Source organism: Pseudomonas sp. 1L-B-1-E-C1 (assembly GCF_057291835.1).
Window position 1 is genome coordinate 64,933 of sequence record NZ_JBXAWN010000013.1, and the last position, 16,774, is coordinate 81,706.

Genomic DNA, 16,774 nt, shown 5'->3' on the forward strand with positions numbered 1-16,774 from the left:
AAGCATCACGCAAAACCTTGTGGGAGCGAGCCTGCTCGCGATGGCAGGCTCGCAATCGCACAGACCGGTCAGACAGCCAGCTTGTAAACCAGCGCCGAAATCGCCACCAGCCCGACCGCCGTAACGAACACGTTCGACGCCTGACCGCGATAACGCGCCATCGCCGGCACCTTGCGAATCGCATACATCGGCATCAGGAACAGAATCGCCGCGATCACCGGGCCACCGATGGTTTCGATCATGCCGAGAATGCTCGGATTGAGCGTCGCAACGATCCAGCAGATCACCAGCATCAACGCCGCCACGATGCGATCCAGCGCCTTGGCGCCCGGGCGTTTACCGCTCTTGACGATCAAACCCTTGAGACCTTCGCTGGCACCGATGTAATGACCGAGGAAGGACTTGGAGATCGCCACGAACGCAATCAACGGCGCTGCGAAAGCGATGGTCGGATTGCTGAAGTGGTTGGCCAGATAAGAAAGGATCGACAGGTTCTGGTCTTTCGCCTCAGCCAATTGCTCCGGCGACAGGGTCAACACGCAACTGAATACGAAGAACAGCACCATGATGACCATCAGTGCATGAGCGCGCGAAAGGATCTGCGAGCTGCGCTCTTGCGCGTGCACACCGTAACGGCGCTTCTGATCAACTGCGAACGCCGAAATGATCGGCGAATGGTTGAACGAGAACACCATCACCGGAATCGCCAGCCACAACGTATGCAGCAGCGCTGATGGCGCCGGCACTTGCGCGGCGGTGGCGAGGATGCCGCCGTTCCAGTGCGGAATCAGGTACACAGCGAGGAACAGCAGCGCGACGATGAACGGATAGACCATCAGGCTCATGGCCTTGACGATGACCTGTTCACCGCAACGCACCACAGCCAGCAGGCCGAGTATCAGCGCGAACGACAGCAGCGCGCGCGGTGGCGGCGTAATGTGCAGTTGATGTTCGAGGAAACTGCTGACCGTATTGGTCAGGCCGACGCTGTAGATCAGCAGGATCGGGAAGATGGCGAAGAAGTACAGCAGCGTAATCAACGCGCCGGCCTTGATGCCGAAATGCTGCTCGACCACTTCGGTGATATCGGCGCCTTCGCGACCGGACAGCACGAAACGGGTCAGGCCACGGTGTGCATAAAACGTCATCGGGAATGCCAAAAGCGCGAGGATCACCAGCGGCCAGAAGCCACCCAGCCCTGCGTTGATCGGCAAAAACAGGGTGCCGGCGCCAATGGCCGTCCCAAACAGTCCCAGCATCCAGGTGGTGTCCTGGCGATTCCAGCTCGAAAGTTCAGCAGGTGCTGCTGCGTCGAAACGCTTTTCGAGGCTATTGGCCTGATCATTCATCCGGTCGGATCTCCGCATTCCGGTCACTTGCCACTCGGTCGGGACGCGTCGGAAAAAACCGACAGACATGCTCCGGCCGAAACAGGGGCGCGATTCTCCGTGATAAATCAACGCAAGCAAAGACTTAGCTGAGGAATGGTTGTGCGGAGCAGATTGATGGGTAGTCGTTTATGGGAAAAACAAGGTCGCAAACGGGTATGTAAGATGCCGCATACGGATATGTTTTTGCGATCAAGCCATGCTTCATCGAACGCGCTCAGAGCGATATGCCGAGCATAAATCCCAATAAAATGCAGTACAGCCCGAAACAGAAGAGCAACCAGAGCTTGCCATTCTCCCTTTTATCTTTCTGGCGCACCTTTTCCTCGTATTCTGCAAACTCCCGTTCAATTCGTTCCAGTCGTGCCTTGCGGTCATATGTGCTCATACAGATTTATCCCTTGGATAATGCGCCTGAGTAATCTCAAGCATGAATACTCAAAACTTGAAGAAAACGCCTGCGACTGCGGTGATCGCAGTCAACACTCCGCCAAACACCGCAATTGGATAAAGGCTCGTCTCCCTTGATAGCTTCTTCTCCTCAGCCTGGAGCTTTTTCCATTCGGCCACGAGTTTCCGTGATTCATTTTCGAGCCTGTCGAGTTCCAGATTTTCGCGATCGTTATGAAACATTTGCCCTCCTTGGCTGCTGGCGGTCTGGGGCCAGCACTTGTATGCACATCAACGGCTCTCGTCATGCCCTTATCATCAAACTTTTCCATTCACGCTGACCAGCAGACGCATCTGCCATCCCCGTAGGCAAAATCCGCGAGTCACGTAAGCCTCCTCATACGAGTAATCCGCAATATTCCAGACCAACTACCTGCCAGAATTCTGCCTTTGATCTAGCGTGAGAGAAGCCATAATCCTGGGAGCCCCCACATGCCACTGGTCCGCGTCGACATCCAGCAAAATCCGGATCCCACTTTCGCCAGGCGCATCGGCGAACAGATCTACGCCGCCCTGCGCACCTGCATCGATGTGCCCGAGCACGACAATTTCCAGATCCTCAACGAGCACGATGGCCAGCACTTCGTATATGACCCGCAATACCTAGGCATTCAGCGCAGCGACGGCGTGATGTTCATCCAGATCACCATCAGCGAAGGGCGCAGCGTGGAAAAGAAACAATTGCTGTTCAAAACCATCGCCGAAAACCTGCATGCGCAATTGGGCATTCGCCTGGAGGATGTGTTCATCAATCTGGTGGAGGTGAAAAAGGAGAACTGGTCGTTCGGCAACGGCGTCGCGCAATATGTCAGCTGATTGGCAGTGCGCCATGCCTGCGTGCTTGCTTGTTCCGCGAACCCGTCCAGAATCAAAGCACGACTGCGCGAATGCAACGATTGCCAAGCCGCTGCGCATTCAGCACTCTGAGCCGACTTTCGCGACCCACCCGCCGCCAATCACAGGAGCCGCGCAATGCCCGCAACCGTTCTGGTACTGGTTGAAACGATCAATGACTATCTGCCGATTCTTGAACATCAGGGATTCCACCTGATCCTTGCACCAACGCCAGCCGAACGCGCGCAAGCCATCGCCACCCATGGCAGTCGCATCGATGCCGTGCTCACTCGCGGCCCGCTGGGCCTGACTGCCGACGAGATCAGCGCCCTGCCCGCCCTGAAAATCATTACGGTGATCGGTGCCGGTTATGAACAGGTCGACCTGCAAGCGGCCAGTGACCGAGGGATCACCGTCACCAATGGTGCCGGGGTCAACGCTTCGTCGGTCGCCGATCATGCGATGGCGCTGCTGCTGGCACTGGTGCGCGACATCCCGCGCTGTGATGCAGCCGTGCGCCGCGGTGAATGGCCGAAAATCATGCGCCCTTCGCTGGCGGGCAAGCGTCTGGGCATCCTCGGGCTGGGCGCTGTGGGCATGGCCATCGCCAAGCGCGCCGAGCTGGGCTTCGATATGCAGATCAGTTATCACAATCGCCAGATACGCAGCGACGTGTCCTACGCGTTCTGTTCGACACCGACCGATCTGGCCCGGGCTTCGGACTTTCTGGTGGTTGCCACGCCCGGCGGCATCGGCACCCAGCATCTGGTAACGCGAGCGGTGCTCGATGCGCTCGGACCCAAGGGTTTTATTGTCAACATTGCGCGGGCCAGCGTTGTCGCGACGGCTGATCTGATCACCGCACTGGAACAACGACGCATCGCCGGTGCCGCGCTGGACGTGTTCGATCATGAACCCGAGGTGCCCGAGACGCTGAAGAACCTCGGCAACGTTGTGCTGACGCCGCATGTCGCCGGGCTTTCTCCCGAGGCCACACAAGGCACCGTGGAACTGGTGGGTCAGAATCTGATGGCGTTTTTCTCCGGACAACCAGTGCTGACTCCCGTCGCGCTGCCACCGAAACTGACTAACCAGCGCGTGCATTAAGGCGCGCGGGATCCGCGGTCCGCGCCGCTCCTCGCCCCATTCTCAAAGTTGATTATCCGGCAACACGCTAACCTATAAGACCGACCCGCGCTTGTGAGCACCCGAGCGCGCCATTAGATTAGCCAATGATGTCTGGCCTCCAAAATAAGCAGAAGGGATAAGCATGGCGCTTACTGACCAGTCCACCCGGATCCGCGCGGGCGAAGAACTCGATGCCAGCCTGATCGATCCGTACCTCAAGGCGCACATTCCCGGCCTCACCGGCACTCCGCAGATCAGCCAGTTTCCTGGCGGCGCGTCGAACCTGACCTACCTGCTGGAATACCCGGAGCAGGAATTCGTTCTGCGCCGCCCGCCGTTCGGCCACAAGGCCAAATCCGCCCACGACATGGGCCGTGAATTCCGCATTCTCAATCAGCTGCGCGACGGCTTCCCGTATTGCCCGAAAGCGTACGTGCACTGCACCGACGAAACCGTCATCGGCGCCGAGTTCTATGTGATGGAACGGGTCAAGGGCATCATCCTGCGCGCCGAACTGCCACCGGAGCTGGGTCTGGATTCGGCGAAAACCGAAGCGCTGTGCAAAAGCTTCATCGACCGGTTCGTCGAGCTGCATCGGGTCGATTACAACGCCTGCGGCCTCGGCGATCTGGGCAAGCCCGAAGGCTACGTCGCGCGGCAAATCAAAGGCTGGAGCGAGCGTTACGAAAAAGCCCTGACCCCGGACGCGCCGCACTGGGAAGCAGTGAAAGCGTGGCTCAACGACAAGATGCCGGCCGACCACCCGACGTCGAGCATCGTCCACAACGACTACCGTTTCGACAACGTCATCCTCGATCCGGATAACCCGATGCAGATCATCGGCGTGCTCGACTGGGAACTGACCACCCTCGGCGACCCGCTGATGGATCTGGGCAACACCCTCGCCTACTGGATCGAAGCCGGTGACCCGGCACCGGTACAACTGATGCGCCGCCAGCCGAGCCACGCACCGGGCATGCTGACCCGCCGCGAATTCGTCGATTACTACGCCGAGCGCTCGGGCATCCGCATCGACAATTTCGATTTCTACTACACCTACGGCCTGTTCCGCCTGGCCGGCATCGTGCAGCAGATCTATTACCGCTTCTACCACGGACAGACCCAGGACAAACGCTTCGCGCAGTTCATTTACATGAACAAACTGCTGGAGCAGATGAGCCTGCAGGTCATTCAGAAATCCAGCCTCTGATCCGGGCCGATAACAAGACTTTTCACAAGGGAATCCCATGTCCAAGACTCAGTTGTTCGACCTCGATGGCAAAATCGCTTTCGTATCCGGCGCCAGCCGCGGCATCGGCGAAGCCATCGCCAAACTGCTGGCCCAGCAAGGCGCCCACGTGATCGTCTCGAGCCGCAAGCTCGAAGGCTGCCAGCACGTCGCCGACGCGATCACTGCCGCTGGCGGCACAGCCACCGCAGTGGCCTGCCACATCGGTGAAATGGAACAGATCAGCCAGGTCTTCGCCGGCATCAAGGAACAATTCGGCCGGCTCGACATCCTGGTCAACAACGCCGCGACCAACCCGCAATTCTGCAACGTGCTCGACACCGATCTGGGTGCGTTCCAGAAGACCGTCGACGTCAACATTCGCGGCTATTTCTTTATGTCGGTGGAAGCCGGCAAGCTGATGCGCGAAAACGGTGGCGGCAGCATCATCAACGTCGCCTCGATCAACGGCATCTCACCGGGGATTTTCCAGGGCATTTATTCGGTGACCAAAGCGGCGGTCATCAACATGACCAAAGTCTTTGCCAAGGAATGCGCGCAATTCGGCATCCGCTGCAATGCTCTCCTGCCGGGCCTGACCGACACCAAATTCGCCTCAGCGCTGGTGAAGAACGATGCAATTTTGAAGCAGGCGCTGACACAGATCCCACTCAAGCGCGTGGCCGATCCAAGCGAAATGGCTGGCGCGGTGTTGTACCTGGCCAGCGACGCGTCGAGTTACACCACTGGTGTGGCGCTGAACGTGGATGGCGGATTCCTGTCCTGATTTCCCAGGCAAATTGCTAGCCCGTGTGGGAGCGAGCCTGCTCGCGAAAGCGTCGTGTCAGTCAGCTGTGTTTCGACTGATACCCCGCCTTCGCGAGCAGGCTCGCTCCCACAGTCTTATTGTGTGATGCAACGGGTAGTCGTGATCTGGCGCGTCACCTGCCCGTCCACGTACATGTCCCCAACAACCTCAGTATTCTCCAACACCTCGCAGCGGCGCTCCGGCGGTGGCGGCGGCGCGACAGGCGCAGGGGGTGGTGGACTGGCACAACCCGCCACCAACACTGCAAGAACAGCCAACGGCAATACGCGTTTCCCAGGATTATTCATAGGACGACCCGCGGTAAAGAGAGACAAACTTCCGCAACCCGACCGGCCGCGGAAGACCTGACCACTCATTCTTTATAGCTGAGCGCCTTGTTAGCGCCAGTGGATTGGGATGATTGAGTGGTTTGGGCTGTCGGTTTTGCGCGGATTTTCCAGAAGAGTCTGGATTGAGATTATCGTAATCAGCGAGAGCCTCATCGCGAGCAGGCTCACTCCTACAAGGGGGCGGTGTACATCTGGAGAAATCAGGTCGGCTGTCAGGCCGCCTTCGCGAGCAGGCTCGCTCCCACAGAAAATCAAAAGCAAAAGCAAAAGATCGTCCGATCGCGCCCCGAGCCTTCGGCAGCTCCTACACACGATGAGCGTTAGCTCGAGTTCTGCTTTTGATCTCGGAGCCCGTCGGCAGGCTGAGCGGAGGGATTGATCCGGGCGTGGGAGCGCAGCGACCGTACGACGTAGTCGTACACAGCGGAAGGAGGTGCAGCGAAGCAAACCGGAGCCGCTGCGCCAGGATCGATCCCGGAGCGAAGGGACCCCGAGCCTCAGCGAGCGGGCCGAACGTCAGGGCGAAGCCTTTTTGGGTACTTTTTCGGCGTCTGGAAAAAGTGCCTCGCCGTAAGGGCGAAACCGTAATCAGCAACACCCAAAAAAACGGATATACACCCAAACCCCCAAGAGCATGGTCGGCCCAAAGGCCGCCAAGACCAAAGCGCGCTAAGCCAAATCCGGATCCCGCGAAGACCGCAAGGAATTGCTCTCAAGCTCATACCGCAACTCATCCACCAAAGCGTCAACCGCCTCAGGCGTACGCAGCGAAGCCTGATCCAGGCCACTGATCACCAGATCCACCTGCCCCGAATCCGGGTGATACAACCTGACCGTCAGCGAATGATCACCATCCACCGAACAATCACAAGCCAGCGGCGCAAAACTGTGCTCGAGCCGAGCGCGCAACTGCGCAAGATTCATCATGGACATCGTTCCTATGGCTGTTTCAAAGGGGCGCGATCGCAAGCCGCAAATGGCTCACACCGCACCCCACCAGCCTAAGAACACGCGCCCCCGGCCAATACATGAATTTGCACCCTTGTAACTAGTGCATTTGCACCCTCAGCGCTGCCCCTTTGTGCCCCATTCTCCAGAGAACAAGCCACGCTCCCTGGCCCAGACAATCGCCTCGCTGCGGCTGTGCACATCCAGTTTGGAATAGACCGTGGCCACGTGATTGCGCACGGTATTGGGCGCGAGCTTCAACCGTGCGGCAATCTCCTTGTCCGCCAGACCTTCGCAGATCAACCCCAGCACGTCCCGCTCGCGGGCCGTCAGATCAGTGAACGAGGCGCTGGGCAATTGCGGCGAGTTGATCTTCTTCACGTTGGCCAGCTTTTCGATCAAGGTGCGGCTGAACCACGAAGCATCCTTCATCACCTCTTCGATAGCCGCGACCAATTCCAGCTCGGTCCGCTTGCGCTCGGTCATGTCCATCAACACCAGCAAATAGCAGGAAACATCGTGAATATTCACGGTGTCGGCGGAAACCGCGCATTCCAGCAACTCCTCATCCTTCTTGCGCACCGGCACGTCCACGCGATCCACCCGACCATTCTTGGCCAGCGCGGACAACAACCGCGCGCGCGCGCCGTCATCGTGGATGAAACTCAACTGCGTCACGGTTTTACCGATCACTTCATCGCTGTCGTAGGCCAGCGTGTCCAGAAATGCCTGGTTGACGTCGATGACCTCCTGCCTGTCAGCGGTACAGATCAGAATCGGCACGGGTGTCAGGCGAAAAGCCTTGGCGAAGCGCTCCTCACTTTGGCGCAATGCGACTTCGACCCGACGCCTGGGCTCCATGTCGACAAAGGAAAACAGCATGCAACTCTCGTCATTGAGCAGCAGCGGCTGGCCGGCAACGATCACCTGTTTGCTGCCGCCGTCAGGCAGGCGCAGTTCCGCCTGCATCTGCGGAATGGTCGCGACATCGCGCAAGCGCTGGATAGCCAGATCGCGTTTATCGGCCTGCTCGAAGATATCGATTTCGTATGCCGAGGTGCCGATCACCTGATCGCGGGTGTAGCCGGTCATTTCCAGAAAACCCGGATTGACCTTGATATAGCGCAAATCGCTCAGGCGGCAGATCACCGCCGGGGCAGGGTTGGCGTTGAAGGTCTTTTCGAAACGCTGCTCGGCGTTAGCCCAGTCGGTCACGTCGCTCATGATCAGCACCAGTGACTCGGGCTGTCCGACGCGGTCGGTCAGCACCATGCTGCGCACACTGTGCACCCAGACACGCTCCGGGTCGTCCACGGGCGAGATCTCGATCAGCACGTCACTGAACGCCTCGCAACGCGCCACGCGGCTGATCGGGTAGTTCTCGGGCGACAACACATGGTTATTGCGATAGCGCAGGATGAAGCGTTTGGCGTACTCGTCAGCGTTGGTGCCCAGGTCACCGATGGTGCTGACGCCATGCATGGTCAGCGCCGCTTCATTCGCCCAGAGAATGCTTTTGTCGAGCTCCAGCAGAATCACCCCGTCCGACAGCCCGGCGATGATCTGCTGCAACTGGCGACGGTTGGTTTCGGTGGTCAGGACTTCCTGGCTCATTGGATCTCCACACTGTGATGCGGCTAGGTGAAGAGTACGACCGCGACGACTCGGGATCGTGCCACGCCTTGAAAATCGCATGAAACCCTTGCCGGCCGTTGTCTTCTGTCGATACCGTCATTCATTCATCACCAGATTGCCCTCGACCTGTCCGGCGATATGCAGTGTGCCCGCCATCACCCCGGTGGTCGGGTTCTGCAGCAGCTTCATCCAGGCCTTGTCGAAGGTGTTGCCCAGACTGCTGCGGATCAGCGCTTCGCTGTCGGGGCGGTCGTTGGCCTGGATGATCGCGCGAATGCCGGCCACGCCGACTGAAATCATCGCCCCGGCCAGTTTCCCCGCCGCTGCTGCCACCGCACTGGCGGCGCCGCGCGGAGCCATTTCCGCCTCGATGCGCTGGCTGGCACGTTTGGCCACGGGGGCCATGGCGGCGTCGGTGGAAGAAATGCCCCTGGCGCCGCCATCGGTGTGGATCTTGTCGATCAGCGCGGCGTACGCCGGGAGGGTGTTCAGCGGTTCGGTGCTGATGACCTTGAACAGCGACGCATCCCGAGCCGGCGGCGGGCCAAGCGCGATGGCCGGGATCTTCTGCAAGCGACCATTGAGCTGCGCGATGGGCACACCGTGGCGCTGGGCGATGAGCGGCATCTGCTGCGCCATCAACTGCGCATAGAACGCCGTGGCCTGAGCCAGAATCGCATCCGGATCGATCTCCACGGCGACCGGAGCGAGGACTTTTTCCTGATATTGCTCAAGCAGATACGCCGCCAGCCGTTTCGCCGAGGCATCCTGCTCGCCGCCAGCGCTGATCGTGTACCAACTGACCTTCATCGAAAGCCATTCCTGGGTCCAGTAGCTGCTGAACCACGGGATGAAATTTTCTTCAGTTTGCTGATAGACCCGCGTGCGCCAATGTTCCATCGAGCCACGGGCGAACAGCTTGACCTGCTCGGTTGCCTGCTGCGAGGCGCCAAGGATTTCGCGATCGATCTGCTGCCAGGTTTGCGCCGATACCACCACGGCTCGCGGCGCACTCACCGGTGCCCGGGCCGAGGTGGCGCAGCCGGCCAGCAGAAACAGTGCGGCAACGACCAGCGCGCGCGGGTTCACGGTGGTGGCGTCCTTTGGCTTGGGGAGGTGCAGGTTTGAGTATAGGCAGGTCAGTCGATTCCGATGCTGGAGGTTCCGGCCTCTTCGCGAGCAGGCTCGCTCCCACAGGTGCAACACATTTCAAATGTGGGAGCGAGCCTGCTCGCGAAGAGGCCATCAGCAGCACCGCAAATCTCAACCATCACCACCATCGATATCCACCATCGCCACGATTGCCTTCCGCCCTCCCAGGATGAAAGGCACGATTGACTCATCCGACACACAACGAGGCGTTCACATCATGATGCATACCCAAGTCACCCTCTCCGTGAGTTTCCCGGTGTTCGGCAGCAACTATTACCAACAGCACGTCGTGCCGCGCAAGGCGCAGACGCTGGTGTTCAACGAAGATTTCGACGATCTGCTGATGCCCGCCGCCAGCAATCACTTCAGCAATGAAGTGGTCGGCCTCAACGATCAGTTCCGCTTTCTGAGCGACATACTCGCCACCCATTTGCTCGATCACGAGGCCCCGGTGCCTGCGCGATCCCGCGTCCAGGCGAACGCTCGTTTTTTCAACTGAGGGCTGATGCACAGAGGGCGTTCCTGTGCGGGAACGCCCTCTTCTCATTAATCAGTCATCATCGCGATCACGGTAATAACGACGGCCATCGCGGCGGTCGTCATCGCGGTCGTCCCAGCGCCGGTCATGGTCGTAATAGCGGCCATGATCGCGGTCGTAATGCCGGCCATGCCGGTGGTCATCATCAAAATCCGCAATACAGCCGCTGAGCAATACGGCGGCGGTCACAGTGAGCAGCATCGTTGTCGCTTGCTTCATTCAACACTTCCCTAAAACCCAAGGTCTTGACGATGAAATCGCCACGCTGCTGACTCTTCGAGAGGCAGTGCGCGCAGCCGCAGATACGACCGGGCAAAAGCACGTTGATTCAGTGGCCACTATGGACCGTTGGTCGGCCCGTTCGTCACGCCCGAACAGCGGCGTAATGCCACCTATACTGCTTGCAACCAACCCCCATGCAATGGATCTGCACCCTCAATAACAACAAGCAGAGGTGAACCATGGTCTGGCAGCAAATCTACGACCCGTTCGGCAATCCGGTGCTCTCCACGCTGATGGCCGCGGTGCCGGTGGTGGTGATGCTCGCGGCGCTGGCGTTCTTTCACGTCAAGGCGCATCTGGCAGCCTTGCTGGCGCTCGCGTCCGCCCTGCTGATCTCGATCTTCGCCTTCGACATGCCAGCGGGCATGGCCGGTTCGGCAGCACTGTTCGGCGCGGCGAATGGCTTGCTGCCGATCGGCTGGATCGTTCTCAACATCATCTTTCTGCATCGCCTGACCACCGAAAACGGCTCGTTCAAAGTGCTGCAGGATTCCCTCGCACGCATCACCGACGACCGCCGTTTGCAACTGCTGCTGATCGCCTTCTGCTTCGGTGCGTTCTTCGAAGGTGCGGCGGGCTTCGGCACGCCGGTAGCGGTGACCGGGGCGATTCTGATTGGACTGGGCTTTTCGCCGCTGGCCGCATCCGGACTGGCACTCATCGCCAACACCGCACCCGTGGCATTTGGCGCTCTGGGCACGCCGATCATCACCCTGGCCAAAGTCACCGGGCTGGATGAGATGGAGCTGTCGATGATGGTCGGGCGGCAGTTGCCGTTCTTCTCGGTGCTGGTGCCGTTCTGGTTGATCTGGGCCTTTGCCGGATGGCGCAAGATGCTCGAGGTGTGGCCGGCGATTCTGGTGGCCGGGGTGAGTTTCGCCATCCCGCAATTTCTCGTCTCGAACTATCACGGACCGATGCTGGTGGACGTGATCGCCGCGCTGATTTCCATGGCCTGTCTGACGCTGTTTCTCAAGGTGTGGAAACCGGCCACCATCCACACTTCGGCAGCGCTGTCCGGTCGCGTCGACAACTCCAAGGTCGACGAAGAAACAGTCACCGCCAGCGCCGCCTTCAGCGACCAGGCGCGCCCGGCAGTAATGCGCGCATGGATGCCGTGGATCATTCTCACGATATTCGTGTTTGCCTGGGGCACGCAGGGCTTCAAGAACATGTTCGACACGCGCCCGGTGATCGATCCGGTTACGCAATCGGCCAAGCTCGACCCGCAAGGCAAACCGGTGCGTGAGGCCAATCCGATTTTCGCCCCGGCAGTGACTTTCACCAGCCTGCATCTGCAAATAGAAAAAGTCCCACCCGTGGTTGCGGCGCCGAAAGCCGAGGAAGCGGTGTACAAGTTCACTTGGCTGACCGCAACCGGCAGCGGGATTCTGCTGGCGGCGATTGTCGGCGGCTTGCTGATGGGCTATTCGATCCCGCAACTGATCAAGCAATACCTGCGCACGCTTTGGGTGGTGCGGTTTTCCCTGATCACGATTGCGGCGATGCTCGCGCTGGGCTTCCTCACCCGCTATTCGGGACTGGATGCGACCATGGGCCTGGCGTTCGCGGCGACGGGGATTTTCTACCCGATGTTCGGCACGCTGCTCGGCTGGCTGGGGGTGGCGCTGACCGGCTCGGACACCGCTTCGAACGTGCTGTTTGGCGGCTTGCAGCGGGTGACTTCGGAACAACTGGGCATCAGCCCGGTGCTGATGGCCGCGGCGAACAGTTCCGGCGGGGTAATGGGCAAAATGGTCGACGCGCAGTCAATCGTCGTTGCCTCCACCGCGACCCGTTGGTATGGGCATGAGGGCGAGATTCTGCGTTACGTGTTCTTCCATTCGATCGTGCTGGCGATCCTCGTCGGCGGACTCGTGACATTGCAGGCGTATGTCGCACCGTTTACCTCGATGGTTGTAGGTGGGCCATAACTGAAGAAAGACAATTCCACTGTAGGCCTTCGCCTGCTCGCGATAGCGGTCTGTCAGTTGATACTGATTTGACTGACACACCGTAATCGCGAGCAGGCTCACTCCTACAGGGGTTTGGTGTGATCTGCAGATTGATGAGCTCAGCACATAACTCTTTAGCGAAAATCCGACAAAACCTTTTCCCCTCTCCGGCGGTCACTCCTTTTACGAGACTGGCATGCATGCCGGCGCGCCCTTTTGGGCCTTTTGCAATCCTGCCGCCCGATGAGAGAAAAGGAATCGAACCATGCCGATTTCCCGACGCAATTTCATGATCCTCGGCGCCGTAACCGCGACGGCGTTCGCCATGCCCCCCTTTATCAGCCTCAAGGCCTACGCGGCCAGTCTGGAGCAACCGGCCATGAGCAAAATCACCCTGCAAGTCAACGGTAAACCACAAACCCTCGATGTCGACACCCGCACCACCCTGCTCGACGCCCTGCGCGAACACCTGCACCTGACCGGCACCAAGAAAGGCTGCGACCACGGCCAGTGCGGCGCCTGCACGGTGATCGTCGACGGTCGGCGGATCAACTCCTGCCTGACCCTGGCGGTGATGCACGAAGGCAGCGAAGTCACCACCATCGAAGGCCTTGGCATGCCGGACAAGCTCCACCCGATGCAGGCCGCGTTCATCAAGCACGACGGTTATCAGTGCGGCTATTGCACGCCCGGGCAGATCTGCTCGGCGGTCGCCGTGCTCAAGGAAATCCGCGACGGTATTCCCAGCCACGTCAGCCCGAGCCTGACCGAGCCGCCGAAGCTGATCGCCGCCGAACTGCAGGAACGCATGAGCGGCAATATCTGCCGCTGCGGCGCGTACTCGAACATCATTGAAGCCATCACTGAAGTCGCGGAGGTGCCGGCATGAGAGCCTTCAACTACAGCCGCGCCGACTCGCCTGCGGCAGCCGCTTCCCAGGCTGCGCAGGTCGAAGGCGCCAAGTTCATCGCCGGCGGCACCAACCTGCTCGACCTGATGAAGCTCGACATCGAAACCCCCGTGCACCTGATCGACATCAACCACCTCGGTCTGGATCAGATTGAAGCTACGCCTGAGGGCGGACTGCGTATCGGCGCCCTGGTGCGCAACACCGATCTGGCGGCCGACGCCCGGGTGCGCAAGGACTATGCCCTGCTCTCCCGCGCCCTGCTCGCCGGCGCTTCGGGGCAGTTGCGCAACATGGCAACCACCGCCGGCAACCTGCTGCAACGCACCCGCTGTCCGTACTTTTACGACACCCACCAGGCTTGCAACAAACGCAATCCGGGCAGCGGTTGCGCGGCGATCGGCGGCGTCACCCGGCAACTGGGGATCATCGGCGTCAGCGACGCCTGCATCGCCACACACCCGAGCGACATGGCCATCGCCATGCGCGCCCTCGATGCGCAGATCGAAACGGTGAAGCCCGACGGCAGCACCCGCAGCATTCCCATGGCCGATCTCCATCAATTGCCCGGCAATACGCCGAACATCGAAACCAGCCTGACACCCGGTGAGTTCATCACCGCCGTGACCCTGCCGGCGCCGGTCGGTGGCACGCACATTTATCACAAAGTGCGGGATCGCTCGTCTTACGCGTTTGCCCTGGTCTCGGTCGGTCTGATCCTGCAAAAGGACGGTACCGGCCGCGTGGCCGTCGGCGGCATTGCGCCGAAACCGTGGCGGGTCGAAGCCGCTGAAGCGTTGCTGCCCAAGGGAGCCAAAGCAGTCAGCCAACGCCTGCTTGAAGGCGCGACGCCCACCGATGACAACCAATTCAAACTGACACTGGTCGAGCGCACGCTGGCCTCGGTGTTGGCGCAAGCGAGGGAAACCGCATGAAATTCGACACGCCCGCCACCACCAATCCAATCGACCGCCTGAAAGTCGTCGGCCAGCCCACCGAGCGCGTCGAAGGCCCGCTGAAAACCAGCGGCCAGGCCACTTACGCCTACGAACAACATGAAGCGGCGGCCAATCAGGCCTACGGCTTCATGGTCGACTCGGCGATCGCCAAAGGGCGGATCAAAGCTATTCGTCTAGACGAGGCGAAAGCCGCGCCGGGCGTGCTGGCGATTGTCACTGCGGAGAATGCCGGCAAGCTCGACAAGGGCGATTACAACGCCGCGCATCTGCTCGCCGGCCCCGAAGTGCAGCATTACCAGCAAGCCGTTGCGCTGGTGGTTGCCGAAACCTTTGAACAGGCCCGCGCCGCGGCGCAACTGGTCAAGGTCGACTACGAAACCACCGAAGGCAAGTTCGACCTGGCCAGCGTCAAAGACCTCGGCGTCGAGCCGAAAGACGAGCTGCCGGACGTCAATCACGGCGACTTCGACAAGGCCTTCGCCGCTGCCCCGGTGCAGTTCGATCAGACCTACACCACGCCGGACCAGTCCCACGCGATGATGGAACCGCACGCGACGCTGGCCGCTTGGAAAGGCGATCAACTGACCGTGTGGACGTCGAACCAGATGGTCGCCTGGAGTGTCGGCGACATTGCGAAAACCCTCGGTCTGCCGAAAGAAAAAGTCCGCCTGGTCTCGCCCTACATTGGTGGCGGTTTCGGCGGCAAGCTGTTCATCCGCGCCGACGTGATCCTCGCCGCTCTCGGCGCACGCATGGCTGGGCGGCCGGTGAAAGTCGCCCTCGCCCGCCCGCAAATGGCCAACAACACCACCCACCGCCCGGCGACTATCCAGCGCATCCGCATGGGCGCCACGGCCGATGGCAAGCTCACCGCCATTGCGCATGAAGGCTGGTCGGGCAACCTCGCCGACGGCAAGGTCGAACTGGCCGCGCAGCCAAGTCAGTTGTTGTACGCCGCAGAAAACCGCCGCGTCAGCATGCGCCTCGCCCCGCTCGACCTGCCCGAAGGCAATGCGATGCGCGCGCCGGGTGAAGCGCCGGGTCTGATGGTGCTGGAAATCGCCATGGACGAAATGGCCGAACAGCTGAAGATGGACCCGGTGCTGTTCCGCATCGCTAACGACACTCAGGTCGATCCGGTGAAGACCGAGCGGCCGTTTTCTCAGCGTCAACTGGTCAAATGCCTGCAGATCGGCGCGGAAAAATTCGGCTGGGATCAGCGCAAGGCGCAACCGGGCACTCGCCGCGAAGGACGTTGGCTGATCGGCATGGGCGTGGCGGCGGCGTTTCGCAACAACCTGCTGGTCAAGTCCGGCGCTCGCGTGCGCCTGGAGCGTGACGGCAAGGTCGTAGTCGAAACCGACATGACCGACATCGGCACCGGCAGCTACACGATCATCGCGCAGACAGCCGCCGAGATGATGGGCGTCGGCCTGAATGATGTGGTGGTGCGTCTGGGCGATTCGGACTTCCCGGTCTCGGCTGGCTCCGGCGGCCAGTTCGGCGGCAACTGCTCGACCGCCGGGGTCTACGCTGCGTGCGTGAAACTGCGCGAAGCGGTGGCGCAGAAGCTGGGGCTGGCGGCGGATCAGGCCGAGTTTGCCGATGGTCAGGTGCGCGTCGGCAACAAGAGCCTGCCGTTGCGCAATGCCGCTGAGGGCGGCGCGCTGGTTGGCGAGGACAGTATCGAATTCGGTGATCTGGCCGAGAAGTATCAGCAATCGACCTTCGGCGCGCACTTCGTCGAGGTCGCCGTCGATGCCGCCACTGGCGAAGTGCGCGTGCTGCGCATGCTTGCGGTTTGCGCGGCGGGGCGGATTCTCAACCCGACCTCGGCGCGCAGTCAGGTCATCGGCGCGATGACCATGGGCGTCGGCGCGGCATTGATGGAAGAGCTGTCGGTGGACAAGCGCCTGGGCTTTTTCGTCAACCATGACCTCGCCGGATACGAGGTGCCGGTGCACGCCGACATTCCGCATCAGGAAGTGATCTTCCTCGAGGAAACCGACCCGATTTCTTCGCCGATGAAGGCCAAGGGTGTTGGTGAACTGGGCATCTGCGGTGTGAGCGCGGCAGTGGCGAATGCGATCTACAACGCCACCGGCGCGAGGGTGCGGGAGTACCCGATTACGCTGGACAAGATTCTTGATTCGTTGCCGGAGATGATCTGAAGAAGCGTCGACCTAAAAACACCCCTGTAGGAGCTGCCGCA

The 16,774-nt window shown here is 60.4% G+C and carries 16 protein-coding genes; 9 read left to right on the forward strand and 7 right to left on the reverse strand.

All coding sequences use genetic code 11. The features are described from left to right. Positions 1-68 precede the first annotated feature (68 nt). The 3 genes from AC0Z4S_RS21870 to AC0Z4S_RS21880 all read right to left on the reverse strand — a co-directional run bounded on the left by AC0Z4S_RS21870 (position 69) and on the right by AC0Z4S_RS21880 (position 2,021). Positions 69-1,349, reverse strand: a complete 1,281-nt coding sequence (locus tag AC0Z4S_RS21870) for an HAAAP family serine/threonine permease (protein ID WP_485624557.1) — start codon at positions 1,347-1,349, stop codon at positions 69-71. Positions 1,350-1,605: 256 nt separating this feature from the next. After that, on the reverse strand, positions 1,606-1,776 hold the full coding sequence (locus AC0Z4S_RS21875) for a hypothetical protein (protein WP_253502763.1): 171 nt from the start codon (positions 1,774-1,776) through the stop codon (positions 1,606-1,608). A gap of 50 nt (positions 1,777-1,826) precedes the next feature. Then, positions 1,827-2,021: an FtsB/FtsL family cell division protein gene (locus AC0Z4S_RS21880; RefSeq protein WP_253502766.1), complete on the reverse strand. Its 195-nt coding sequence runs from the start codon at positions 2,019-2,021 to the stop codon at positions 1,827-1,829. 249 nt (positions 2,022-2,270) lie between these two features. Here AC0Z4S_RS21880 and AC0Z4S_RS21885 point away from each other — a divergent pair, with 249 nt between their 5' ends. The 4 genes from AC0Z4S_RS21885 (at position 2,271) to AC0Z4S_RS21900 (ending at position 5,815) form a co-directional block, all read left to right on the forward strand. Further along, positions 2,271-2,654, forward strand: a complete 384-nt coding sequence (locus AC0Z4S_RS21885; protein WP_485624558.1) for a tautomerase family protein — start codon at positions 2,271-2,273, stop codon at positions 2,652-2,654. A 156-nt stretch (positions 2,655-2,810) separates the two neighbouring features. Then, entirely contained in the window at positions 2,811-3,779 is a 969-nt protein-coding gene (locus AC0Z4S_RS21890; protein ID WP_485624559.1) for a 2-hydroxyacid dehydrogenase, read from the forward strand. Between the two features lie 163 nt (positions 3,780-3,942). Then, positions 3,943-5,010: a phosphotransferase family protein gene (locus AC0Z4S_RS21895; protein ID WP_485624560.1), complete on the forward strand. Its 1,068-nt coding sequence runs from the start codon at positions 3,943-3,945 to the stop codon at positions 5,008-5,010. A 37-nt stretch (positions 5,011-5,047) separates the two neighbouring features. After that, positions 5,048-5,815: an SDR family oxidoreductase gene (locus AC0Z4S_RS21900; RefSeq protein ID WP_485624561.1), complete on the forward strand. Its 768-nt coding sequence runs from the start codon at positions 5,048-5,050 to the stop codon at positions 5,813-5,815. Positions 5,816-6,855: 1,040 nt separating this feature from the next. On the opposite strand, the gene AC0Z4S_RS21905 is transcribed toward AC0Z4S_RS21900, so the two are convergent. The 3 genes from AC0Z4S_RS21905 to AC0Z4S_RS21915 form a co-directional block, all read right to left on the reverse strand. Next, positions 6,856-7,113 carry a DUF1652 domain-containing protein gene (locus AC0Z4S_RS21905; protein WP_485624562.1) on the reverse strand — a complete coding sequence of 86 codons (258 nt, stop codon included), beginning with the start codon at positions 7,111-7,113 and terminating at the stop codon, positions 6,856-6,858. A 138-nt stretch (positions 7,114-7,251) separates the two neighbouring features. Further along, complete coding sequence (locus AC0Z4S_RS21910) at positions 7,252-8,748, reverse strand: helix-turn-helix transcriptional regulator (protein ID WP_485624563.1); 1,497 nt, start codon at positions 8,746-8,748, stop codon at positions 7,252-7,254. A gap of 117 nt (positions 8,749-8,865) precedes the next feature. After that, positions 8,866-9,858, reverse strand: a complete 993-nt coding sequence (locus AC0Z4S_RS21915; protein ID WP_485624564.1) for a hypothetical protein — start codon at positions 9,856-9,858, stop codon at positions 8,866-8,868. Between the two features lie 280 nt (positions 9,859-10,138). Between AC0Z4S_RS21915 and AC0Z4S_RS21920 the strand changes: the two genes are divergently transcribed. Next, positions 10,139-10,420, forward strand: a complete 282-nt coding sequence (locus AC0Z4S_RS21920; RefSeq protein ID WP_253502786.1) for a hypothetical protein — start codon at positions 10,139-10,141, stop codon at positions 10,418-10,420. A 51-nt stretch (positions 10,421-10,471) separates the two neighbouring features. On the opposite strand, the gene AC0Z4S_RS21925 is transcribed toward AC0Z4S_RS21920, so the two are convergent. Further along, on the reverse strand, positions 10,472-10,678 hold the full coding sequence (locus tag AC0Z4S_RS21925) for a hypothetical protein (protein ID WP_253502789.1): 207 nt from the start codon (positions 10,676-10,678) through the stop codon (positions 10,472-10,474). A 242-nt stretch (positions 10,679-10,920) separates the two neighbouring features. Here AC0Z4S_RS21925 and AC0Z4S_RS21930 point away from each other — a divergent pair, with 242 nt between their 5' ends. From AC0Z4S_RS21930 to paoC, 4 genes are all read left to right on the forward strand, one after another. Then, positions 10,921-12,675: an L-lactate permease gene (locus AC0Z4S_RS21930; protein WP_471879500.1), complete on the forward strand. Its 1,755-nt coding sequence runs from the start codon at positions 10,921-10,923 to the stop codon at positions 12,673-12,675. Between the two features lie 286 nt (positions 12,676-12,961). Then, positions 12,962-13,585: an aldehyde dehydrogenase iron-sulfur subunit PaoA gene (gene paoA, locus AC0Z4S_RS21935; RefSeq protein ID WP_485624565.1), complete on the forward strand. Its 624-nt coding sequence runs from the start codon at positions 12,962-12,964 to the stop codon at positions 13,583-13,585. Further along, entirely contained in the window at positions 13,582-14,538 is a 957-nt protein-coding gene (locus tag AC0Z4S_RS21940) for an FAD binding domain-containing protein (RefSeq protein ID WP_485624566.1), read from the forward strand. Before paoA ends, AC0Z4S_RS21940 begins: the two co-directional genes overlap by 4 nt. Next, positions 14,535-16,733 carry an aldehyde oxidoreductase molybdenum-binding subunit PaoC gene (gene paoC, locus AC0Z4S_RS21945; protein WP_485624567.1) on the forward strand — a complete coding sequence of 733 codons (2,199 nt, stop codon included), beginning with the start codon at positions 14,535-14,537 and terminating at the stop codon, positions 16,731-16,733. Before AC0Z4S_RS21940 ends, paoC begins: the two co-directional genes overlap by 4 nt. Positions 16,734-16,774: the final 41 nt, after the last annotated feature.

What these genes read in the sequence shown, in the direction of transcription:
- AC0Z4S_RS21870 (WP_485624557.1), bottom strand. Translation starts at nt 1,349, where the DNA reads ATGAATGATCAGGCCAATAGCCTCGAAAAGCGTTTCGACGCAGCAGCA.
- AC0Z4S_RS21875 (WP_253502763.1), bottom strand. Translation starts at nt 1,776, where the DNA reads ATGAGCACATATGACCGCAAGGCACGACTGGAACGAATTGAACGGGAG.
- AC0Z4S_RS21880 (WP_253502766.1), bottom strand. Translation starts at nt 2,021, where the DNA reads ATGTTTCATAACGATCGCGAAAATCTGGAACTCGACAGGCTCGAAAAT.
- AC0Z4S_RS21885 (WP_485624558.1), top strand. Translation starts at nt 2,271, where the DNA reads ATGCCACTGGTCCGCGTCGACATCCAGCAAAATCCGGATCCCACTTTC.
- AC0Z4S_RS21890 (WP_485624559.1), top strand. Translation starts at nt 2,811, where the DNA reads ATGCCCGCAACCGTTCTGGTACTGGTTGAAACGATCAATGACTATCTG.
- AC0Z4S_RS21895 (WP_485624560.1), top strand. Translation starts at nt 3,943, where the DNA reads ATGGCGCTTACTGACCAGTCCACCCGGATCCGCGCGGGCGAAGAACTC.
- AC0Z4S_RS21900 (WP_485624561.1), top strand. Translation starts at nt 5,048, where the DNA reads ATGTCCAAGACTCAGTTGTTCGACCTCGATGGCAAAATCGCTTTCGTA.
- AC0Z4S_RS21905 (WP_485624562.1), bottom strand. Translation starts at nt 7,113, where the DNA reads ATGATGAATCTTGCGCAGTTGCGCGCTCGGCTCGAGCACAGTTTTGCG.
- AC0Z4S_RS21910 (WP_485624563.1), bottom strand. Translation starts at nt 8,748, where the DNA reads ATGAGCCAGGAAGTCCTGACCACCGAAACCAACCGTCGCCAGTTGCAG.
- AC0Z4S_RS21920 (WP_253502786.1), top strand. Translation starts at nt 10,139, where the DNA reads ATGATGCATACCCAAGTCACCCTCTCCGTGAGTTTCCCGGTGTTCGGC.
- AC0Z4S_RS21925 (WP_253502789.1), bottom strand. Translation starts at nt 10,678, where the DNA reads ATGAAGCAAGCGACAACGATGCTGCTCACTGTGACCGCCGCCGTATTG.
- AC0Z4S_RS21930 (WP_471879500.1), top strand. Translation starts at nt 10,921, where the DNA reads ATGGTCTGGCAGCAAATCTACGACCCGTTCGGCAATCCGGTGCTCTCC.
- paoA (WP_485624565.1), top strand. Translation starts at nt 12,962, where the DNA reads ATGCCGATTTCCCGACGCAATTTCATGATCCTCGGCGCCGTAACCGCG.
- AC0Z4S_RS21940 (WP_485624566.1), top strand. Translation starts at nt 13,582, where the DNA reads ATGAGAGCCTTCAACTACAGCCGCGCCGACTCGCCTGCGGCAGCCGCT.
- paoC (WP_485624567.1), top strand. Translation starts at nt 14,535, where the DNA reads ATGAAATTCGACACGCCCGCCACCACCAATCCAATCGACCGCCTGAAA.